At 71.3% G+C, this 18094-nt stretch carries 16 protein-coding genes; 6 read left to right on the top strand and 10 right to left on the bottom strand.

The window, feature by feature from the left end; all coding sequences use genetic code 11:
* Nucleotides 1-3 precede the first annotated feature (3 nt).
* Nucleotides 4-819: a fumarylacetoacetate hydrolase family protein gene (locus tag Ato02nite_RS04575; RefSeq protein ID WP_213005093.1), complete on the top strand. Its 816-nt coding sequence runs from the start codon at nucleotides 4-6 to the stop codon at nucleotides 817-819.
* Here the strand turns inward: Ato02nite_RS04575 and Ato02nite_RS04570 are convergent.
* Nucleotides 816-2372 carry a chitinase gene (locus tag Ato02nite_RS04570; protein ID WP_246606081.1) on the bottom strand — a complete coding sequence of 519 codons (1557 nt, stop codon included), beginning with the start codon at nucleotides 2370-2372 and terminating at the stop codon, nucleotides 816-818. The two genes, Ato02nite_RS04575 and Ato02nite_RS04570, sit on opposite strands and share 4 nt — an antisense overlap.
* A gap of 147 nt (nucleotides 2373-2519) precedes the next feature.
* On the opposite strand from Ato02nite_RS04570, the gene Ato02nite_RS04565 reads away from it, so the two are divergent.
* Nucleotides 2520-5405 carry an EAL domain-containing protein gene (locus tag Ato02nite_RS04565; protein ID WP_281419687.1) on the top strand — a complete coding sequence of 962 codons (2886 nt, stop codon included), beginning with the start codon at nucleotides 2520-2522 and terminating at the stop codon, nucleotides 5403-5405.
* 4 nt (nucleotides 5406-5409) lie between these two features.
* Here the strand turns inward: Ato02nite_RS04565 and Ato02nite_RS04560 are convergent, their stop codons facing one another.
* The 4 genes from Ato02nite_RS04560 to Ato02nite_RS04545 all read right to left on the bottom strand — a co-directional run bounded on the left by Ato02nite_RS04560 (nucleotide 5410) and on the right by Ato02nite_RS04545 (nucleotide 9166).
* A complete protein-coding gene (locus Ato02nite_RS04560; RefSeq protein ID WP_246606080.1) occupies nucleotides 5410-6828 on the bottom strand; it encodes an acyl-CoA synthetase in 1419 nt (472 codons plus the stop codon).
* Between the two features lie 87 nt (nucleotides 6829-6915).
* A complete protein-coding gene (locus tag Ato02nite_RS04555) occupies nucleotides 6916-7371 on the bottom strand; it encodes a MaoC family dehydratase (protein ID WP_213005090.1) in 456 nt (151 codons plus the stop codon).
* The gene (locus Ato02nite_RS04550; RefSeq protein WP_213005216.1) at nucleotides 7368-8252 is read right to left on the bottom strand and encodes an amidohydrolase family protein; all 885 of its coding nucleotides are present in this window, start codon (nucleotides 8250-8252) and stop codon (nucleotides 7368-7370) included. The genes Ato02nite_RS04555 and Ato02nite_RS04550 overlap by 4 nt, the downstream gene beginning before the upstream one ends.
* A 2-nt stretch (nucleotides 8253-8254) precedes the next feature.
* The gene (locus tag Ato02nite_RS04545; protein WP_438873011.1) at nucleotides 8255-9166 is read right to left on the bottom strand and encodes an SDR family NAD(P)-dependent oxidoreductase; all 912 of its coding nucleotides are present in this window, start codon (nucleotides 9164-9166) and stop codon (nucleotides 8255-8257) included.
* 57 nt (nucleotides 9167-9223) lie between these two features.
* Here Ato02nite_RS04545 and Ato02nite_RS04540 point away from each other — a divergent pair, with 57 nt between their 5' ends.
* Genes Ato02nite_RS04540 through Ato02nite_RS04525 form a run of 4 tightly spaced genes read left to right on the top strand, consistent with a single transcriptional unit; the run spans nucleotide 9224 to nucleotide 12161 of the window.
* Entirely contained in the window at nucleotides 9224-10018 is a 795-nt protein-coding gene (locus Ato02nite_RS04540) for a PaaX family transcriptional regulator (RefSeq protein ID WP_213005089.1), read from the top strand.
* 28 nt (nucleotides 10019-10046) lie between these two features.
* Nucleotides 10047-10565, top strand: a complete 519-nt coding sequence (locus Ato02nite_RS04535; RefSeq protein WP_213005088.1) for a SigE family RNA polymerase sigma factor — start codon at nucleotides 10047-10049, stop codon at nucleotides 10563-10565.
* Entirely contained in the window at nucleotides 10562-11365 is an 804-nt protein-coding gene (locus Ato02nite_RS04530) for a hypothetical protein (protein ID WP_213005087.1), read from the top strand. Before Ato02nite_RS04535 ends, Ato02nite_RS04530 begins: the two co-directional genes overlap by 4 nt.
* A gap of 4 nt (nucleotides 11366-11369) precedes the next feature.
* Nucleotides 11370-12161, top strand: coding sequence for a sugar phosphate isomerase/epimerase family protein (locus Ato02nite_RS04525; protein ID WP_213005086.1), 792 nt, complete (start codon nucleotides 11370-11372; stop codon nucleotides 12159-12161).
* Between the two features lie 474 nt (nucleotides 12162-12635).
* Here Ato02nite_RS04525 and Ato02nite_RS04520 read toward each other — a convergent pair whose 3' ends face one another.
* The 5 genes from Ato02nite_RS04520 to Ato02nite_RS04500 all read right to left on the bottom strand — a co-directional run bounded on the left by Ato02nite_RS04520 (nucleotide 12636) and on the right by Ato02nite_RS04500 (nucleotide 18021).
* A complete protein-coding gene (locus tag Ato02nite_RS04520) occupies nucleotides 12636-14183 on the bottom strand; it encodes an alpha/beta hydrolase (protein ID WP_213005085.1) in 1548 nt (515 codons plus the stop codon).
* Nucleotides 14184-14338: 155 nt separating this feature from the next.
* The gene (locus tag Ato02nite_RS04515) at nucleotides 14339-15088 is read right to left on the bottom strand and encodes a PP2C family protein-serine/threonine phosphatase (RefSeq protein ID WP_213005084.1); all 750 of its coding nucleotides are present in this window, start codon (nucleotides 15086-15088) and stop codon (nucleotides 14339-14341) included.
* Nucleotides 15089-15097: 9 nt separating this feature from the next.
* Entirely contained in the window at nucleotides 15098-15697 is a 600-nt protein-coding gene (locus tag Ato02nite_RS04510; RefSeq protein WP_213005083.1) for a hypothetical protein, read from the bottom strand.
* Nucleotides 15697-16155, bottom strand: a complete 459-nt coding sequence (locus tag Ato02nite_RS04505; RefSeq protein WP_213005082.1) for a MarR family winged helix-turn-helix transcriptional regulator — start codon at nucleotides 16153-16155, stop codon at nucleotides 15697-15699. The genes Ato02nite_RS04510 and Ato02nite_RS04505 overlap by 1 nt, the downstream gene beginning before the upstream one ends.
* 96 nt (nucleotides 16156-16251) lie before the next feature.
* Nucleotides 16252-18021 (bottom strand): glycoside hydrolase family 6 protein, encoded by a 1770-nt coding sequence (locus Ato02nite_RS04500; RefSeq protein WP_213005081.1) that lies wholly within the window; start codon nucleotides 18019-18021, stop codon nucleotides 16252-16254.
* Nucleotides 18022-18094: the final 73 nt, after the last annotated feature.

Raw genomic sequence — 18094 nt, 5'->3', positions numbered from 1 at the left:
GCGATGCGTTTCGGGACTCTCGGCGGGCGGCTCGTCCTGGTGAAGGACGGGCTGGCCCTGGACGTCGAGGACGGCGGCGACGTCAACGCCGCGCTGGGCCGTTTCGACGAGCTCGTGGCGTGGGCGGCGACGGCCGACTTCTCCACCGGCAAGGCTGTCACCGACGCCGAGCTGGGGCCGCCGGTGCCGCATCCCCGCCAGGTGTTCGCGGTGGCGCTCAACTACCGGCCGCACGCCGCGGAGGCCGGCTTCCAGGCGCCCGAGGAGCCGCTGATCTTCACGAAGTTCCCGTCCTGCATCGCCGGGCCGGTCACCGAGGTGACGCTGCCGCCGGGCAAGCCGGACTGGGAGATCGAGGTGGTCGCGGTGATCGGCCGGGGCGGGTACGCCATCCCCCGCGAGCAGGCCTGGTCGGCGATCGCCGGGCTGACCGTGGGGCAGGATCTGTCCGAGCGGGCCTCGCAGCTGCGCGGGACACCCGCCCAGTTCTCGCTGGGCAAGTCGTTCCCGGGGTTCGGGCCGATCGGGCCGGTGGCGGTGACGCCGGACGAGTTCGCCGACCGGGACGACATCGGCTTCGAGTGCCGGCTGGGCGACGAGGTCGTCCAGCACGGGCGGACCAGTCAGATGATCTTCCCGGTGGACGACCTGGTCGCCCGGATCTCGGCGGTCTGCCCGCTGCTGCCGGGAGACCTGATTTTCACCGGTACGCCGGCCGGCGTCGGTAACCGCCGCAATCCACCCCGTTACCTGCAGCCGGGCGAGACGCTGGTCAGCCGGGTGGACGGGATCGGCGAGATCCGGCAGACGTTCCGCTAGGCGGGCTCGCCCGGCAGGGTGAACAGCGGCTTCCACGGGTCGTCCGCGTCGATCGGGAACTCGGTGGACGGCGTGTCGTTCGTCGTCGTCCACCGGGCCTCGTAGGGCAACCCGCCGAAGAGCACCCGCTCGCCGCGGCCGTAGATCGTCGCCGAAGTCCATCTGGCCGTCACCCCGGTGACGGTCACGCTCGGCGACGGCGCCGCGTCCGTCACCGTGACCGGGCCGATCACCGCCCACGGCGTCGGGGTGGAGGTGTAGCCGGTCACCGACGGATCGACCCCGGAGTTGGCCCACTTGGCCTGGTAGACCACGGCGTGCCAGACGACCTTGTAGCCGGTCACGTACAGGGCGGTCAGCCGCCACACCGGGTACGGGCTCGTCGCCGGGTCGTCGGTCGACGGCGACGCGTCGGGGATCGCCACCGCCGCCTGACCGGCCGTGCCCACCGGCAGCCCGGCGAACACCTGGGAGAAGGCGAGGGCGTCCTGTGCCACCCCGCTGCATGTGTTGGCGTGCACCACGACGTTGGTGAAGGTCCCCTTGCACGGCGCGTCGCGGTTCAGCGACCACATCGACACCCGGCCCAGGCCCTTGTCGACCGCGAACGACGCCAGGCCTTCGGCGTCGGCGACGGTGAAGCGCTCGGTGTCGATGTCGTTCTGGCCGATCATCGGGGTGGCGCCGATCCGGGACCACACCTGCGGTGAGGTCAGCTTGACGCCCAGCCGCAGGTAGAGGTCGGTCAGCTGCTTGTGGGTGGCGTTCAGGGCGCTGGTGGTGAGGTCGAGCAAGTCCGGGCCGGTGCCGCCGGTGTTGAAGTCCATCGTCATCACGTTGACACCGCGCAGCGAGACGCCGCCGGAGAGGGTGGTCGCCACCGCGTCGATCCCGTCGGCGGTCAGGCCGTCCGGCGTGACCGGCAGGGTCAGCCACACGTCGAGGGGCTGCTCGGCCTGCAGTGTCTTCAGGGCGGCCGCGCGCCGCTCCAGCGAGGCGGTGTCGGCCACCGCGGTGCCCTCGATGTCCAGGTCGAGCGTGTCCGCGTCGTACCGCTTGATCAGCTGCCGGTAGGCGTCGGTGAGCCGGCTCCGGTCGGTGCAGGCCACCGCGAGCTCGGAGTTGTTGAGCCCGCCGACGCTGAGCATGATGTCGCCGCCGGCCGAGCGGAGCTGGCTGATCCGGCGGTCGAGCTCCAGCGAGGCGGCCGCCTCGTCGGGGGTGTAGGCGCCACCCCAGCTGGGTGCGCAGCCGTCGGTCGGGTCGGCGACCACGAAGGCGAGCGCCACGTCGTTGGCCGGGTTGGCGTCCGGGTCCTGGAACTGGAACGTCGGGGTGAGGGTGACGTCGACGTACGGCACGGCCCACGACTTCGCGGTCGTGCCGGAGGTGTTGCGCACGTGCAGCACCGCCAGGGTGCCGCCGACCCCGAGCGCGGCCACCACCAGCACCAGGAACCCCAGGCGTAGCCAGGACAGCCGCATCACCGGCGGTTCCGGCTCCTGCCAGGAAGGGTCGGCGAGCGGATCGGCCACCAGCGTGCTGTCGCTCACGATCACCAGATCGGCCGGTATCCGGAAGAACTGAACGTCGGTGGCGCTAACCCGGACGCCTCGCCCGGCCGATGGGAGAAGCGGAAGATTGGGGCACACATGCAGCGGCAATGGGGCTCAGATCGCCGGTCCGAGCCGCATCCTCTGGTGGCGCCGCCGGTCTCGGAGGGCCGGATCGCCCGGGGCCGGCTCGCGATCGTGCTGACCATCGGGGTGTGGGCCTGCTACATCGCCTACACGGTGATCGAGCAGTTCGTCGCCGGGCACGCCGACTCGGCGCGGCTGGTGGTCGAGGCGATCGTCTACATGCTGGTGGTGACGGCTCTGGCCGGCTCCGCGACGGCATACCTGATCACCCGGATCGGCTTCTTCTACCGCAGCCGGGCCCATCACCGGGCGCCGCGGATCGCGCTGGACAACTTCCTGGCCGGGCACACCCCGACGGTGACCGTGCTGGTGCCCTCCTACCAGGAGGACGAGCGGGTCATCCGCACCACGCTGCTGTCGGCGGCGCTGCAGGAGTACCCGGGGTTGCGGGTGGTGCTGCTGGTCGACGATCCGCAGCAGCCGAAGACCCGGGCCAACCGCGACCTGCTGCTGGCCGCCCGGGCGCTGCCGGGCCGGCTCGAGGCCGAACTGGCCGTTCCGTTCGAGAAGATCAAGGCGGCGTACGAGCGGTTCCGCGCCGAGGAGAACGGCGACCGGATGCGGGACCTGGCCGCCGAGTACCGGTACGCGGCGGGCTGGCTGGCCGGGCTGGGCGCCCGCCAGGAGATGGTCGACCACACCGACGCGTTCTTCGTCGAGCACATCGTCAACCGGATCGCCGCCGACCTGGCCACCGTCGGGGAGGCGCTGGAGCAGGGCGCCGAGGAGAACGCCGAGCTGCCGGCCGCGCGGCTGGAGCAGCTCTACCGCCGGCTGCTGGCGATCTTCGACTGCGAGCTGAGCGCCTTCGAGCGCAAGCGCTACGTGTCGCTGTCGCACGAGCCGAACAAGGCGATGAACCTCAACAGCTACATCGGCCTGATGGGCAGCGGTTACCAGGAGGTGGCCACCCCGCTGGGGGTCGCGCTGGTGCCGGCCGGGCCGGGGCGGGCCGAGCTGACCGTCCCGGATCCCGATTACGTGCTCACCCTGGACGCCGACAGCGTGATCCTGCCCGAGTACGCCCTGCGCCTGGTGCACCTGCTGGAGCAGGGCGCGCACGCGGCCGACGCGGTGGCGCAGACCCCGTACAGCGCCTATCCCGGCTCGGCGACCCGGATCGAGCGGATCTCCGGCGCCACCACCGACATCCAGCACATCGTGCACCAGGGCATGACGCACTACGGGGCGACGTTCTGGGTGGGCGCGAACGCGGTGATCCGCAAGCGTGCCCTCGACGACATCCGGGAGATCTCCTACGAGGGTGACTGGGAGATCAAACGCTACATTCAGGATCGTACGGTCATCGAGGACACCGAATCGACGATCGACCTCGGGGTGCACGGCTGGACGCTCTACAACTACCCGGAGCGGATGGCCTACAGCGCGACCCCGCCGGACTTCGGTTCGCTGTGCATCCAGCGGCAGCGCTGGGCGAACGGTGGCCTGCTCATCCTGTCGCGGCTGAAGGACCAGTTCCGGGCCCGGCGGGCGCGCGGCGGCAAGAACCGCTTCGGCGAGTACTTCCTGCGGGTCAACTACATGGCGTCGATCTTCTGGAGCTCGGTCTGCCTGCTGATCATGCTGGCCTACCCGTTCAACGCCGACCTGCTCAATCCGATGCTGTTGCTGGTGTCGGTGCCGTACTTCCTGATGATGAGCGCGGACCTGAAATACCTCGGCTACCGGCGCGTGGACATTCTGCGGATCTACGGTTTCAACCTGATCCTGCTCCCGGTCAACCTGTCGGGCAGCTTCGCGTCGCTGCTGCAGTTGCTCACCGGGGAGAAGAGCGCCTTCAAACGTACGCCGAAGGTGCGCGACCGGACGACCACCGCCAGCACCTACCTGCTGGCCCCGATCGCCCTGATCGCCCTGTGCGCCTACACGGTAGTGCAGGACGTGCAGTTGCACCGCTGGGCCAACCTGGTCTTCGCCGGCCTGAACGTCATCCTGTCCACGTACGCGATGGTGGCGTTCGTCGGGGTCGGCAACACGATCGTCGACTTCGCCACGCACATCCGGGACTGGCTCTACCGGCCGGTCAAGCCGAAGCCGCGGACAACCGAGAAGGCGCCGGCCAACGGCCCGGTGACCCTGCCGAACGGCGCGATCGGCGACTGGGCGTCGGTGCTGCACTACCGGTCCGACCGGGGCGGCACGTCCGGCCTGGTCGCGGTGCGCGCGACGCACGCCGAGGACCGCGCGGCCCGCTCCGCCGCGAACTCGTTCGAGGAGTTCACCTTCTTCACCGTCTTCCAGCCGATCGCCGAGCTGGATTCCGGCGAGGTGGTCGGCTACGAGGCACTCACCCGCTTCGCCGACGGCAGCAGCCCGCAGGGTGGCCTGGCCGAGGCGGCCGCGCACGGCATGCAGATCGATCTGGACGCGGCGCTGGTCCGGGCCGCCCTGGCGTCGGCGACCGCACTGCCGCCGGGCACCTGGCTGGCCGTGAACGTCTCCGGCGACCTGCTGCGCCGCAAGCGGGTCCTGGAGCCGCTGCTGGCCGAGGCGAACCGCCCGCTGGTCCTGGACGTCAGCGACGCCGCCGGCGCCGACCTGGCCGGCCTGCCCGACGGCGTACGGGTGGCGATCGACGACGCCGGCGCGGGTTACGACACCCTGGCCCGGCTGGAGGCGGTGAAGCCGAGCTTCGTCAAGCTGGGCCGGGCCACCCTGGCCGGCGTCGAGACCGAGACCGCACGGCAGGCCGCGATCCGTTCCCTGGTCGAGTTCGCCCGGGCCAACGACTGCACGGTGATCGCCGAGGGCATCGAGTCGGCCCAGCAGCGCGACGCGCTGGTCGAGTGCGGCGTACCGCTGGGTCAGGGTTTCTTCCTGGGCCGCCCGGCCCCGGCGGGCCAGGCGGCCGCTTCGGCACACTGACCGCTCAGCCCGGCAGCGGTATCTCCCGCAGCGGCGCCTTGCGCACCTTGTTGGATCCGGTTCGGGGCAGGTCATCCACCACGTCGACGTACTTCGGGATCTTGTAGCGACCGAGCCGGCCGGCCAGGAACGCCCGCAGATCGTCGGCGGTCAGCGACTGCGCCGGGGCCAGCACGACGAACGCCCGCCCCACCTCGCCCCACTTCTCGTCGGGCACCCCGATCACCGCCGCCTCGGCCACCGCCGGATGCTCGAAGATCGCCGACTCCACCTCGGCCGGGTACACGTTCTCCCCGCCGGAGACGAACATGTCCTTGAGCCGGTCGACGATCCGGTAGTGCCCGTCGTCGTCGACCACCGCGATGTCCCCGGTCCGGAACCAGCCGTCCCCGGCGAACGACTGCTCACTGGCGGCCGGGTCGTCCCAGTAGCCGGGCGTGACGTTCGGGCCGCGCACCTGCACCTCCCCCGGCTCGCCGGGATCGGCCGGGCTGAGGTCGGGCCGCACGCAGCGCACGTCGGCGAAGAACACCGGCACACCCGCCGATCCGACGTGATCGGCGCTCTCCGGTGCCTCCAGGAAGGTCGCCCCCGGCGCCGTCTCGGTCATCCCGTAGCCCTGACAGAACGTGAGCCCCCGGGCGAGATAGATCCGGATGAGCTCGGGCGGGATGGAGGCGCCGCCGACGATCAAGTTGCGCACCGAGGTCAGGTCGGCGTCCGCCCACCGCGGCGACTGCGCCAGCCCGGCATACATCGTGGTCACACCGAACATCCAGGTCACCCGATGCTCGGCGATCATGTCGAAGCACTCGTCGGTCCCCCACGACGGCATGATCACCGAGGTGCCGCCCTTGAGGAACGTCGGCAGCAGGCACTGGTTGAGTGCCGCCACGTGGAAGAGGGGCGCGCTGATCAGCGTCACCTCGTCGCCGGCGACATCCACCCCGACCAGCAGGTTGTAGCAGTTCCAGATGACGTTGCCGTGGGTGAGCACGGCGCCCTTCGGGCGTCCCGTCGTCCCCGACGTATAGAGAATGCAGGCCGGCGAGTCGAGGCTCACGGCCACTGCCGCCGCTTCCGGTTCGCCGTCCGCCAGCCATTGCTCGTACGCCGTGAGCGGCACGACCCGCAGCAGCGACGCGACCTGCTTCGACTCCCGCACGGTCGCGGCACACTCCGGCCCGTAGACCAGAACTCCGGCCCCACTGTTCTGCAACTGATAGTCGATCTCGGGCGCGGTGAGCCGGAAGTTGAGCGGCACGAACACGCCGCCGACGACGTAGGTGGCGAACATCGTCTCCACGAACGCCGGGTGGTTGGGCCCCAGATAGGCGACCCGGTCCCCCGGCGCCACCCCGGCCGCCCGCAGCTGCGAGGCGAGCCGCCCGACCCGCGAATGCAGCTCCGCGTAGGTCGTCACCCGATCCCCGAAGATCAGCGCAGCCCGCCCGGGAGAGATGGCCGCGCGCCGCGAGGGCCACGACCCTAATCCGGCGTTACGCATGACTCAGGCGTAGTGCCGGTAGACCGGGCGCGCCACGCAGGCCGGCTTGTCGACCCCGTCGATCTCGACGGTGAAGTCGAAGACGGTCTGCGTGCCGTTGCCGGGCACGTCGTCGACCGAGACCACCTTGGCGCCCAGCCGGATCTTCGAGCCGACCCGCACCGGATTGGGGAAGCGCACCTTGTCGAGCCCGTAGTTGATACCCATCTTGATGCCCTCGATCTTGAGGATCTCGCTGAACAGCGGGATGACCAGCGACAGCGTCAGGTACCCGTGCGCGATCGGCCCGCCGAACGGCCCGGCCGCGGCCCGCTCGACGTCGACGTGGATCCACTGTTGGTCGCCGGTGGCGTCGGCGAACGTGTTGACCCGCTCCTGGGTGATCTCCAGCCAGGAGCTGTGGCCGAGGTCCTTGCCGACGAGCGCCTTGAGCTCGTCGAGGCCGTTGACGGTGATCATGCGGAGGTCTCCTTGGGGGAAAGGCCCAGCAACCGGGCCGCGTTCTCTTTGAGGATCTTGGGACGGACGGCCGGCTTGATCTCGAGCTTCTCGAAGTCGGCCAGCCAGCGATCGGGGGTCAGCACCGGATAGTCCGACCCGAACAGCACCTTGTCCTGCAACAGCGTGTTGGCGTACCGGACGAGTTGCGGCGGGAAGTACTTGGGCGACCACCCGGAGAGGTCGATGTAGACGTACGGCTTGTGGGTGGCGACCGCGAGGGCTTCGTCCTGCCAGGGGAAGGACGGGTGGGCCAGGATGATCCGCAGTTCCGGGAAGTCCACGGCCACGTCGTCGACGAGCATCGGGTTGGAGTAGCGCAGCCGGATCCCGCCGCCACCCGGCACGCCCGCACCGATCCCGGTCTGCCCGGTGTGGAACAGCGCCGGCACCCCGAGTTCCTCGATCGCCTCGTAGAGCGGGTAGGCGATCCGGTCGTCGGGCGAGAACCCCTGCAGCGAGGGGTGGAACTTGAAGCCCCGCACCCCGTACTCGGCGACCAGCCGCCGAGCCTCGCGGACACCGGCGCGCCCCTTGTGCGGGTCGATGCTGGCGAACGGGATCAGCACGTCCGGGTGGGCGGCGCAGGACGACGCGACCTCGGCGTTGGAGATCGCCGGGTGCCCGGTCAGGTGCTCGGCGTCGACCGTGAACACGACCGCCGCCATCGATCGCGAACGGTAGTAGGCGGCCATCTCGTCGATCGTCGGCTGCCGGTGCCCCTGCGCCTTGAAGTACGCCGCCGAGGCCGCCATCAGCGCCGGGCTCAGCGAACTCTGCCCGTCGGCGCCCACCTCGGCGTGCGTGTGCACGTCGATGGCGACGAGTGAGTCGAGGTCCATCGTCACGCCGCCGGTGGTTTCGGGGCGGGGATCCCGTACGTCTCGGGCTCCGAACCGACACCGTTCGCCCAGGCGGAAGCGATCGCCTCGGCGCTCCAACCGCCCTCGGCGAAGGCGACCGCCTTCTCCGACGGGTGTGACCAGAGGGCGAGCCGGTCGCCGCCGATCCCGATCGCCTGCCCGGTGATGTCCTGGGCCGCGCCGGAGGCGAGGAAGACGATCAGCCCGGTGACGTCCTCGACGGTGCCGAGGCCCTCGTCGCGGCGCAGCCACGCGGGGAACGGCTGCCCGGTCCGCTCGGCCTCGTCGATCACCGGCGCGAACGCCGGGATGGTCCGGGTCATCGCGGTCGCCGCCACCGGGACCACCGCGTTGACCGTGATGCCGTTGCGGGCCAGTTCGAGCGCCCAGGTGCGGGCCATCGCGGCGATGCCGGCCTTGGCCGCCGCGTAGTTGGTCTGGCCGAAGTTGCCGCGCTGCCCGGCCGGCGACGAGATCAGGATGATCCGGCCGCCCTCGCCCTGCTCGCGCATCCGCACCGCGGCGGCCCGGGCGCAGGTGAAGGTGCCGCGCAGGTGCACCTTCACGACCTCGTCGAAGTCGTCGTCGCTCATCTTCCACAGCACCCGGTCGCGCAGGATGCCGGCGTTGGTGACCAGCACGTCGAGCCGCCCGAACTGCTCGACCGCGGCCGCGACCAGGGCGTCCGCACTGGCGGTGTCGCCGATGGCGGCGGTCACCCCGAACGCCGCCGGGCCGATCTCCTTCACCGCGGCGGCCACGGCCGCCGCGTCCACGTCGTTCACCACGACCTTGGCGCCGGCCTCGGCGAGAGCTTTGGCGTACGCGAGGCCCAGCCCCCGCCCGCTGCCGGTCACGATGGCCACTTTGCCGGTCAGATTGATGTCGTCCACGTTTCTGAAGTTAGGCGTCTCCTTCACGGCCGTCAAGAATGTGCCTAACATTGGGCCATGCAACCGCAGACCCTGATGCTGATGCTCTTCGGCACGTACGCGCTCGACCGGGGTGCGAGCCTCAGCGCCGGCGGCATCATCGAGGTGCTCGGCCGGGCCGGCGTCTCCACCCACGCCACCCGCTCCACGCTGAGCCGCATGGTCGGCCGTGACCTGCTGCAACGCCGCCCGGTCGGCCGGAAGATGTATTTCGGGCTGACCGAGCGCTCGACCGCGATCCTGCACGACGGCCGCGCCCGCATCTGGCAGGACGGCGCGGTCAACGACCGCTGGGACGGCACCTGGACGCTGCTGAGCTTCTCACTGCCCGAGTCGATGCAGCGCGAGCGGCACGACCTGCGGTCCCGGCTGGCGTGGTCGGGTTTCGGCCCGGTGCAGGGTGGCCTGTGGATCGCCCCCGGCGACGTGCCCGCCCAGCAGATCGTCGCCGAGCTGGGCCTGGCCGCGCACGCCCGGGTCTTCCGGCAGGCGCGGGCCGACGACACCACCGACATCGGAGCCCTGATCGCGGATGCTTACGACCTGTCCGAGCTGGCCGCCCGCTACGAGGAGTTCCTGACCCGGTGGGACAGATCGGAGATGCCGGGCGACCCGCTCGCGGCCCGGCTGACGCTGATCGCCGAATGGCTGGAGGCGATCCGCCGCGACCCCCGGCTGCCCGTCGAGCACCTGCCCGCCGACTGGCCGGCCGGCCGCGCGCAGAAGGTGTTCCGCGACCTCGAGGCCGCATTCCGGGAACCGGCTCAGGCCGTCGCCGACGACCTGCTCGACACGCTATCGTCGTCGGGCTGATCGATCGACGACCGGGAGGGCTTGGCAGATGCGCGACCAGGCCTTCCACGCCTTCTTCGAACGGCACCACCGGGAGCTGTCCGGCCTGGCCTACCTGCTGAGCGGCGATTCCTCGGCCGCCGACGACCTGGCCGCCGACGCGCTCACCGAGGTATGGAAGCACTGGGACCGGGTCAATGCGGCCGGTGACCCCGCCGCGTACGCCCGGGGCATCGTCGCCAATCTCACCCGCAACTGGATCCGCCGGCAGGGCCGCGCCCGGCGCGGCCTGCAGTTGCTCGGCTGGGCCGGCGAGCGCGAGCGGACCCCCGACGTCCCGGCCGTGCTGGACGTGCGCACCGCGCTGAAGCACCTGCCCTACCGCCGGCGCACCTGCGTGGTGCTGCGCTACGCGTTCGACCTGCCCGAGCAGGAAGTCGCCGAGATCCTCGGCATCTCGGTCGGCGCCGTGAAGAGCCAGACCTCCCGCGGCGCGAAACAACTGGCCGACCTGCTGCAGGACACCCGCCTGCCGGACACCCTCGACGGATGGGAGGTGGCCCGGTGAACTCCCCGCACCAGAACTCCCAGCACGAGGATTTCCTTCGCGACGAGATGCGCCAGGCTCTCGACAGCCGCCACCCCGACCGCACGGCGATGCTCAACCGCATCGCCGCCAACCGCGCGGCCGGCCCGAAACCGCGCGGCCGCGTGGCCCGGCTGGCCGGCGCGGCCCTGGCGGTGGCCACGGTGCTGGGCATCGGCGGCGTCGGCAAGTGGGCGCTGGCCGACTCGCAGGACCCGACCCCCGCCGCTCCCCCGGTGGCCACGGCGCCGGCCACCCCCGTCCCCAGCGTGGTGGCCACCGCGACCGCCCCCGCGAGCCGCGAGGTGACCAGCCACCCGCGCACCCAGGCGCCCGACGAGACCACCGCGCCCACCTCGGCCCCCACCCCGTCGGCGAGCCCGGTGCGCGGCCATCCCGGCGACACCCAGGTCGAGAAGGGCACGCTCTGGTCCGACGGCTCGATCGAGGACTCCGGCGACAGCGTGGTGACCCTGCGGGCCGGCGCCGACCTGACCGAGCTGGACCTGACCGTCCGGGTGCCGCTGACGCCCGGCCTGTCCTCGCTGGGCGTCGACTCCGCGGCCGGCACGGTGACCGGCACGGTGACGAAGCAGCCGGACGCCCTGCTCTACCGCTTCACGCTGAAGGCCGGCGCCACGCTGCCGGCCGGCGAGTACAAATTCACCGCGAAGTGGGGCGGCGGCGACCGCAACGCGGCCGACGACACCTACGAGGCGTACGCGACGTCGGTCGAACGCAAGCGCATCCACATCTACGGCAACTTCGCCCCGAGGGACTAGCCCGGTGTTCGCGGTGTCCACGCTCGGCTGCCCCGGGCTCCCGCTGCCGCAGGTCGGCGCGCTGCTGCGCCGGCACGGCGTCGGCGCGCTGCAGCTGCGCTGCGCCGCCGACGAACCGGTCCATGTCGGCCTGAACGCGGCGGCCCGTTCCGGGGTGCGCCGTGACCTGCGCGCCGCCGGCCTGACCCTGATCGGCCTGGCGACCTACGTCCGGCTGGCCGACGGCGCCCCCGGCCTCACCGAGCACCTGCGGCTGGCCCAGGATCTGGGCGCCCCCGCCCTGCGCCTGATGCCCGGCGGCCCCGACCCGCTGCGCACCGGCCCGATGTCACCGGTCCCGGCCGACGTCTTCGACCGGGCCGCCGAGGCGCTGGCCGACGCCGCGGCCCGGGCCGCCGGCAGTGGCGTCCGCCTGCTGGTCGAGACCCACGACGCTTTCCTGCGCGGCGCCGACCTGCGCCGCCTGCTGGAGGCCGCCGCCGTCCGGCCGCCGGCCGTGGGCGCGATCTGGGACGCCATGCATCCGTGGCGGGCGGGGGAAACCCCGGCCGAGACCGTCGCCGCGCTGGCCCCCTGGCTCGCCGAGATCCAGATCAAGGACGCCGCCTCGGCCGAGGACCGCACTCCCCTGGTCCCCGGCACCGGCGCGGTCCCCGGCCGCGAGGTCCTGGATCTGGCCCGGGCCGCCGGTTACGCCGGCCCGGTCGTCCTGGAGCACGAGGCCCGCTGGTACCCGGACGCCGCCCCGATCGACGACGCCATCGACGGCGCACTCGCCCTGCTGACCCGGGGCTAGTGTCCGGAGTCAAACGTTTGGACCAGCGCGACGGACGGGACGGGACCCCAGCCCCGGCTTCCTCGCACTTTCGAGATCTTTTCCGTACGGGCCGGCTCAGTCCCGTGGCACGCGGTCCCGGCCGGTGCACCTCACCCTCCGCGCGCCCGCTACGGGCGGGCCCGGCCCGCCCCTGGCTACCTCGGATCTTGTGGACTCCCGTGCGGACAGAGCGGCAAGTCCACAAGGTCTGCGATGCCGGGCGCACGGCAGGGCATCGGCTGCGTCACCGCGGGCCGGATACCCGCCGAACCCCTGCGGGCAGAGCGGTGGGTAGAGCAAGGCGTGGCCGTGTGGTTGCGCGAGAGTCGCGGCACGTGCCGGTGTTGCAGGCTGGTCGCGGGGTGGCGGCGGTCGGGGGTGGTTGCGGTTGTTGACGGTGTTGCCCGTACCGGAAAAGGTCTTGATTCTCGCGACCCTGACCTCAAAAGGCGTCTAGCGCCGCCGCCCGAGCTTTGCCGCGGCCGGGTCGGCGGCCGTCGTCGCCGACGGGTCCGGCTGGGGCAGTGGCTCGCACCGCTTGTCGGAGCGGCTGCCGTTCAGGCGCCGGGGCAGCGAGCCGTCCCGCAGGTAGGCCGCCACCGCATCGTCGGTGCAGGCGACCCCGTTCAGCGAGGCCGCGTGGGTGGAGCCGCCCACCCCCTCGATCAGGACCGACCGGGGGAAGCGGCGGCGCGCCTCGAGAGCACCCGAGAACGGAGTGGCCGCGTCGAACGTCTCGCTGAGCAGCAGCACCGGCGGCGCCTGACCGCCGTCGATCCGGGCCGGGTCGGCGGCCCGGGCCGGCCAGAACAGGCAGGGCGCGTTGAACCACACGTTCGCCCACGTCTCGTACGGGGCCACGCGATGCAGCCGGGTCGCGTCGCGCTTCCAGGTCGCGTAGTCGCGCGGCCACTTCGAGTCGGTGCACACGGTGGCCAGGTAGCCGGCGGTGCCGTTGTCACCGCCGGGCTCCTGCGGGTAGGCGCTGTCGTACAGGTCCTTGACCGGCCCGGGGTCGTCGTCGTTGATCAGGGCCGCGAAGGCGGCCGCGTCGTCGGCCCAGCCGAGCACGCCGTAGCCGGCGTCGAGGAGGGCGTCGCTGAGCTCGTCCGGCCCGATCACCCCGCCGGCCGGCGCCCTGCGCAGCCTGGCTTCCTCGGCGTAGTAGGTCCTCTCCACGGCCGCGCCGGAGGTGCCCAGGTGGTAGATGTCGTCGTGCTTGGCGATCCAGTCGAAGAACAGGCCCATGTTGCGGTCGAAGCCCGGGTCCTGGTCGAGGTTCTGCCCGCGGTATCCGAGGCGCCCCGGGTCGGCGACGCCGTCCAGGACCATCCGGCGGACGTTGCCGGGGAACCGGGTGGCGTAGAGCTGACCGAGGTACGAGCCGTACGAGAAGCCGTAGAAATTGATCTTCGGGGCGGCCAGGGCCCGGCGGATGTGGTCGATGTCCTGCACGATGTCGGTGCCGCGCAGATGGTCGAGCAGGGCACCGCCGGCCCGGCCGCACTTGGCGGCGTAGTCACGCGAGCGGTCGAGCCACGCTTTCTCGATCGTCCTGGTGAGCGGCACGTAGTAGGGCCGGTGGTAGCCGTTGACCGCCGGGTCGCAGGTCAGTGCCGGGCTGCTCGCGCCGACGCCGCGCGGGTCGAAGCCGATCCAGTCGTAGCGGCCGCCGACCTCGCCCGGGACGGACGCGCCGAGCGTGGCCAAACCGAGTCCGGGCGCTCCGGGACCGCCCGGGTTGACCAGCATGACGCCCTGGTAGGCGCTGTCCGGCGAGGTGTGCCGCACCCGGGACAGGGCGAGCGTGAGTTTCGCGCCGGACGGCCGGGCGTGGTCGACCGGCACGGTCAGCCGGGTGCACTGGGCGCCCGCCTCGATCAGGCCCTCGTCCGTGCACGCCGTCCAGACGAGGCCGGTTGCCGCCTCGGCACCCGGGGCGAGCAGTCCGGCGGTCACCAGCAGCGCACCCACCGCGACCGCCGTCAGCACCTTCTTCATGGCCAACGTCTCACATTCCGCCGGAAAACAACGAACGACGTGCCCGGTACGGGCACGTCGCGTGATGCCGGTGACGCTATCGCGGGCCGGGGCGCCTCCGCGCCGCCCGGACGGATCGAGCAGTTTGCCCGATCATCGGTCATCCGTCCGGGTGCTCAGATCGTCTGCTCCACCTTGATCACGACGGCGGTGGCGTTGTCCGCGCCGCCCGCCTCGAGAGTGTCCGCGAGGATGAGGTGGACAGCCGCGGCCGGGTCGGGTTCGGTGCCGAGCACCTGGTTGAGGCGCTCGTAGGTGACCTGGTCGGCGACCCCGTCCGTGCACAGCAGATAGACGTCGCCGGCCAGCAGGTCGACGTTCAGGATGTCCGGTGACGGGTCCTGGGGGTGACCGACGTAGCGGGTCAGCCGGTACCGCGCCATCTTGGCCTCGTCCGAGTCGGCGGTGAACCAGCCGTGCAGGAGGCCGAGCCAGGCGATCGTGTGGTCGACGGTCAGCAGCTCCAGCAGGCCCTCGCGCAGCCGGTAGGCCCGGGAGTCGCCCATCTGCACGATCCACGCCGACTCCTCGGCGGCGAGCGCGACGAACGCGGTCAGGGTGCAGCCGGTCAGCTCGTCCAGGGTGCGGGCGGCTCGGCGTACCTCGGCCTGGGCGGAGGCGACCGCCTGCCGCAGCGCGGCCGGGGCGGGAGCCGACTCGGCGCGCGCGAAGACGTCGACCGCCGTCCGCCCGGCGGCGGCGCTGCCGGCGCCGGCACCCATGCCGTCGGCCAGGACCGCCAGCGGACGGCCGGGTTCCAGGTGTACGACGTCGTAGTTGTCGTCGTAGTGGTTGCCCACCACGCTGCCGGCCGCCGCGGTGAGCCGATGCCCGGCGGCCGTCCAGGCGACCTTCTGAATGTCCACCCGATCTTCTTAGCTCACTTCGGTGTGCAGGACGGCCCGGGCCGCCGCAACCAGCCCGTCGGCGTCGTCGGCGTGGAAGCGGATCTGGGTGACCGGCTCGCCGCGGGTCTTCTTCACCGGCACGACGAGCGGCCGCGCGAGGACCAGGTCGACCGTCGTCCCGCTCGCCATGCCGAGCGACAGCACACCGTCCTCGACCTGGGTCTGCCCGCCGGGCGGCATCGACCGGGGCCGGACCCGGATCGACTCGACGTCGGGCCAGGCGATCGGGAGGTCGAGGGTGATGCTGTTGCGGATGCGCAGCCCGTCCGGCCCGACCAGGTGCGGGTAGACGCGCATGGTGGCGAGCAGGCCGACCATCCAGAACAGCCCGTAGCAGCCGATGATCACCGAGATGACCCGGACGGTCTCCCACGGCAGCATGAGATGCAGGATCGGGATCTCGATGGCCGAGACGAACAGCAGCACCGCCAGGATCATCGTCACGGCCCCGGAGTAGTGGAAGCGGGCGGTGCCGGCCGGGAGCCGCGGCGGGCGGCGGAGGACCCAGCGGAACAGGGCGATCCACAGGCGGATCTCGTACCTGATGACGAACTTGACGAGGCGCATCAGAACGGGCTCCTCAGGCCGAGGGCGTGCAGGGTGCCCAGCACGTCGTCGAGCCCCGCGACCAGGCCGTCGAACCGCTCCGGGGGCATGGCGGCGAACAGCTGCCGGCTGAACTCGCGCTGCTGGGCGATCAGCGAGTCGACGGCGGCCGTGCCTTTCGGGGTGAAGGTCACCAGCACGGCTCGCCGGTCGCCCGGGTCCGGCTCGCGGGTGACGAAGCCGGTCGCGACGAGGCCGTCGACAAGCCCGGTCACCGTGCGCGGGCTGACCTGCATGGCGGCGGCGATGGCCTGCTGCGGGCACGGGCCGATGCGGCGCAGGGTCCAGAGCAGCGAGGTGCGGGACGGGGTGAGCCCGTCGGTGGCCAGCCCGCGCTGCATGTCGTCGTTGAGCATGACCGTGAGCAGCAGCAACCGGTCCAGGGCGGCGTTATATGAGTCATCATCATAATGAGCCATGCTCACTATCGTACCGGAAAAAACACCAGGCCCCGCTCCTCGTGGGAAGAGAGCGGGGCCCGGCGTTTATGGGGGCGGGTAACGCGGGGGGTGTTACTAGAGCGCCGGGTAGGCGTTGGCCATCAGCTGCTGGAACTGGGCCGAGAACCACGCACCGGAGATCGGCGCGTTGGGCAGCGCACCCGACATGCTGTTGCCGTTGCGGGCGTTACCGGTGTACGTCGGGTCGCACATCCGGTCGAAGCCCTTGCCCTCGTCGTTCGGGATCAGCGAGGAGGAACCGTCGGACTCACCCGGGGGCTTGACCCAGACGTACGCGTCGATGCCGGTGGCCGGAGCGGCCTTCGGACGCTCGCCGAGACCCGCACCGGACTGGTTGCACCAGTTACCGGCGTGGATGCGGCGGTCGATGCGCGACTCGTTGACGTAGGTGTCGACGACCGTCGAGGAGCTCGCCTTGGTCGGCCGGGCCGAACCGCCCCAGCCGTTGCGGGAGGTGTCGATCAGCATGCCGATGTTCGAGTTGAAGCCGACCGAGACCAGCTTCGTCCGGAACGCCTGGGCGAACGTCAGTTCGTCGGTGTACTGGTTCCAGTCGACCCACTTGGACTGCCGGACGCTGGTGCCGCCGACCGTGGTGGTGGGCTGCACGTACGGCTCCTGCAGGGCCGAGTAGTTCGCCGTGTTGGTGATGAACCCGGTGACGTTGTTGACACTGCCGGAGGCCTGCGCGGCCTGCAGCATGATGTCGGCGGTCGGGCCGAAGTTCGAGTCCCAGCCGATCCAGCCGTGGTGCGCCGCGTCCACGTAGTTGTACGAGTTGGCGAGCGCGCCGAGCTTGTTCAGGGCGTAACCGACACCCTGCACGTACCCGCCGTTGGCCTTCATCGTGTCGCACGTCGCCGTGCCGCCGGCCTGGCCGGAGGTGTTGGTGACGAGGTTCGGCAGCGAGTCGATCTCGACGATGTTGATGATCCGCAGCGACGCGTACTTGGCGTCCGCCTCGATCGCCGCGATCGGGTCGATGTACTCCGACTTGTAGCGGGGCAGGTCGTTGACGCCCAGCTCACCGTTGGAGGCGAGCGCGGCGCAGTCCCGGCCGGGCAGGTTGTAGATCACGAACTGGATGTAGCCGGCGTTCTGCGCGAGCGCGGCGTCCAGGTGGTCGCGAACACCCATCGAACCGTTGGAGCTGCTGTCGTCGGTGCCCTCGATGGCGGCGATCCGGTCCAGCCAGACAGCGGTCGGGTTGTTCGAGACGCGGCTGCCACCGGCCTCGGCGTCGGCCTTGGCCTTCCACTCCGGGTTCACGTAGCCCTTGGCACCCGAGTACGGGTTGTCGACCTTGGCGCCCGGGTTACCGGTCGGGCCGCTGGTCGGCGGGGTGGTGGGCGGCGTGGTCGGGGTGGTGGTGGGCGGCGTCGTGGGCCCGGTGGTCGGCGACGTGGTCGGGGCGCTGCCCGTACAGGCCGTACCGTTGAGCTTGAACGACGACGGCGCGGTGTTCGTGCCGGAGTAGTTGGCGTTGAAGCCGAAGTTGGCGGTGGCGTTGGTGCCGAGCGCCGGGGACCAGGACGGGTTGGCCGCCGTGACGTTCGCACCGGACTGGGTGATGGTGGCACTCCAGCCCTGGGTGACCTGTTGGTTGCCCGGGAAAGCCCAGGTAACGTTCCAGCCGTTCGAGATCGGGTCGCCCAGGTTGGTGACGGTGACGTTCGCGGTGAAGCCAGTGGACCACTGGTTCACCGAGTAGTCGACCCGGCAACCGGCGGCCGCACTCGCGCTGGTGGCGGCAAAGATGCCGACACCGGCGACCAGTGAGGCCGCGGCGGCCGCGGTCAGTCCGCGGATGAGGACAGGTCTCATGTGGTGGCTCCTCGAGACATGCGACGGCGCCCCTTGGCGCCCGGGGGATCAGCCGTTCGCGTATCGAGGGGCA

Origin of the sequence: Paractinoplanes toevensis (genome assembly GCF_018332695.1) — a bacterium.
Lineage (GTDB): Bacteria > Actinomycetota > Actinomycetes > Mycobacteriales > Micromonosporaceae > Actinoplanes > Actinoplanes toevensis.
Note: the sequence above shows the minus strand (reverse complement) of the source record. Positions and strands in the feature narration are given on the sequence as shown.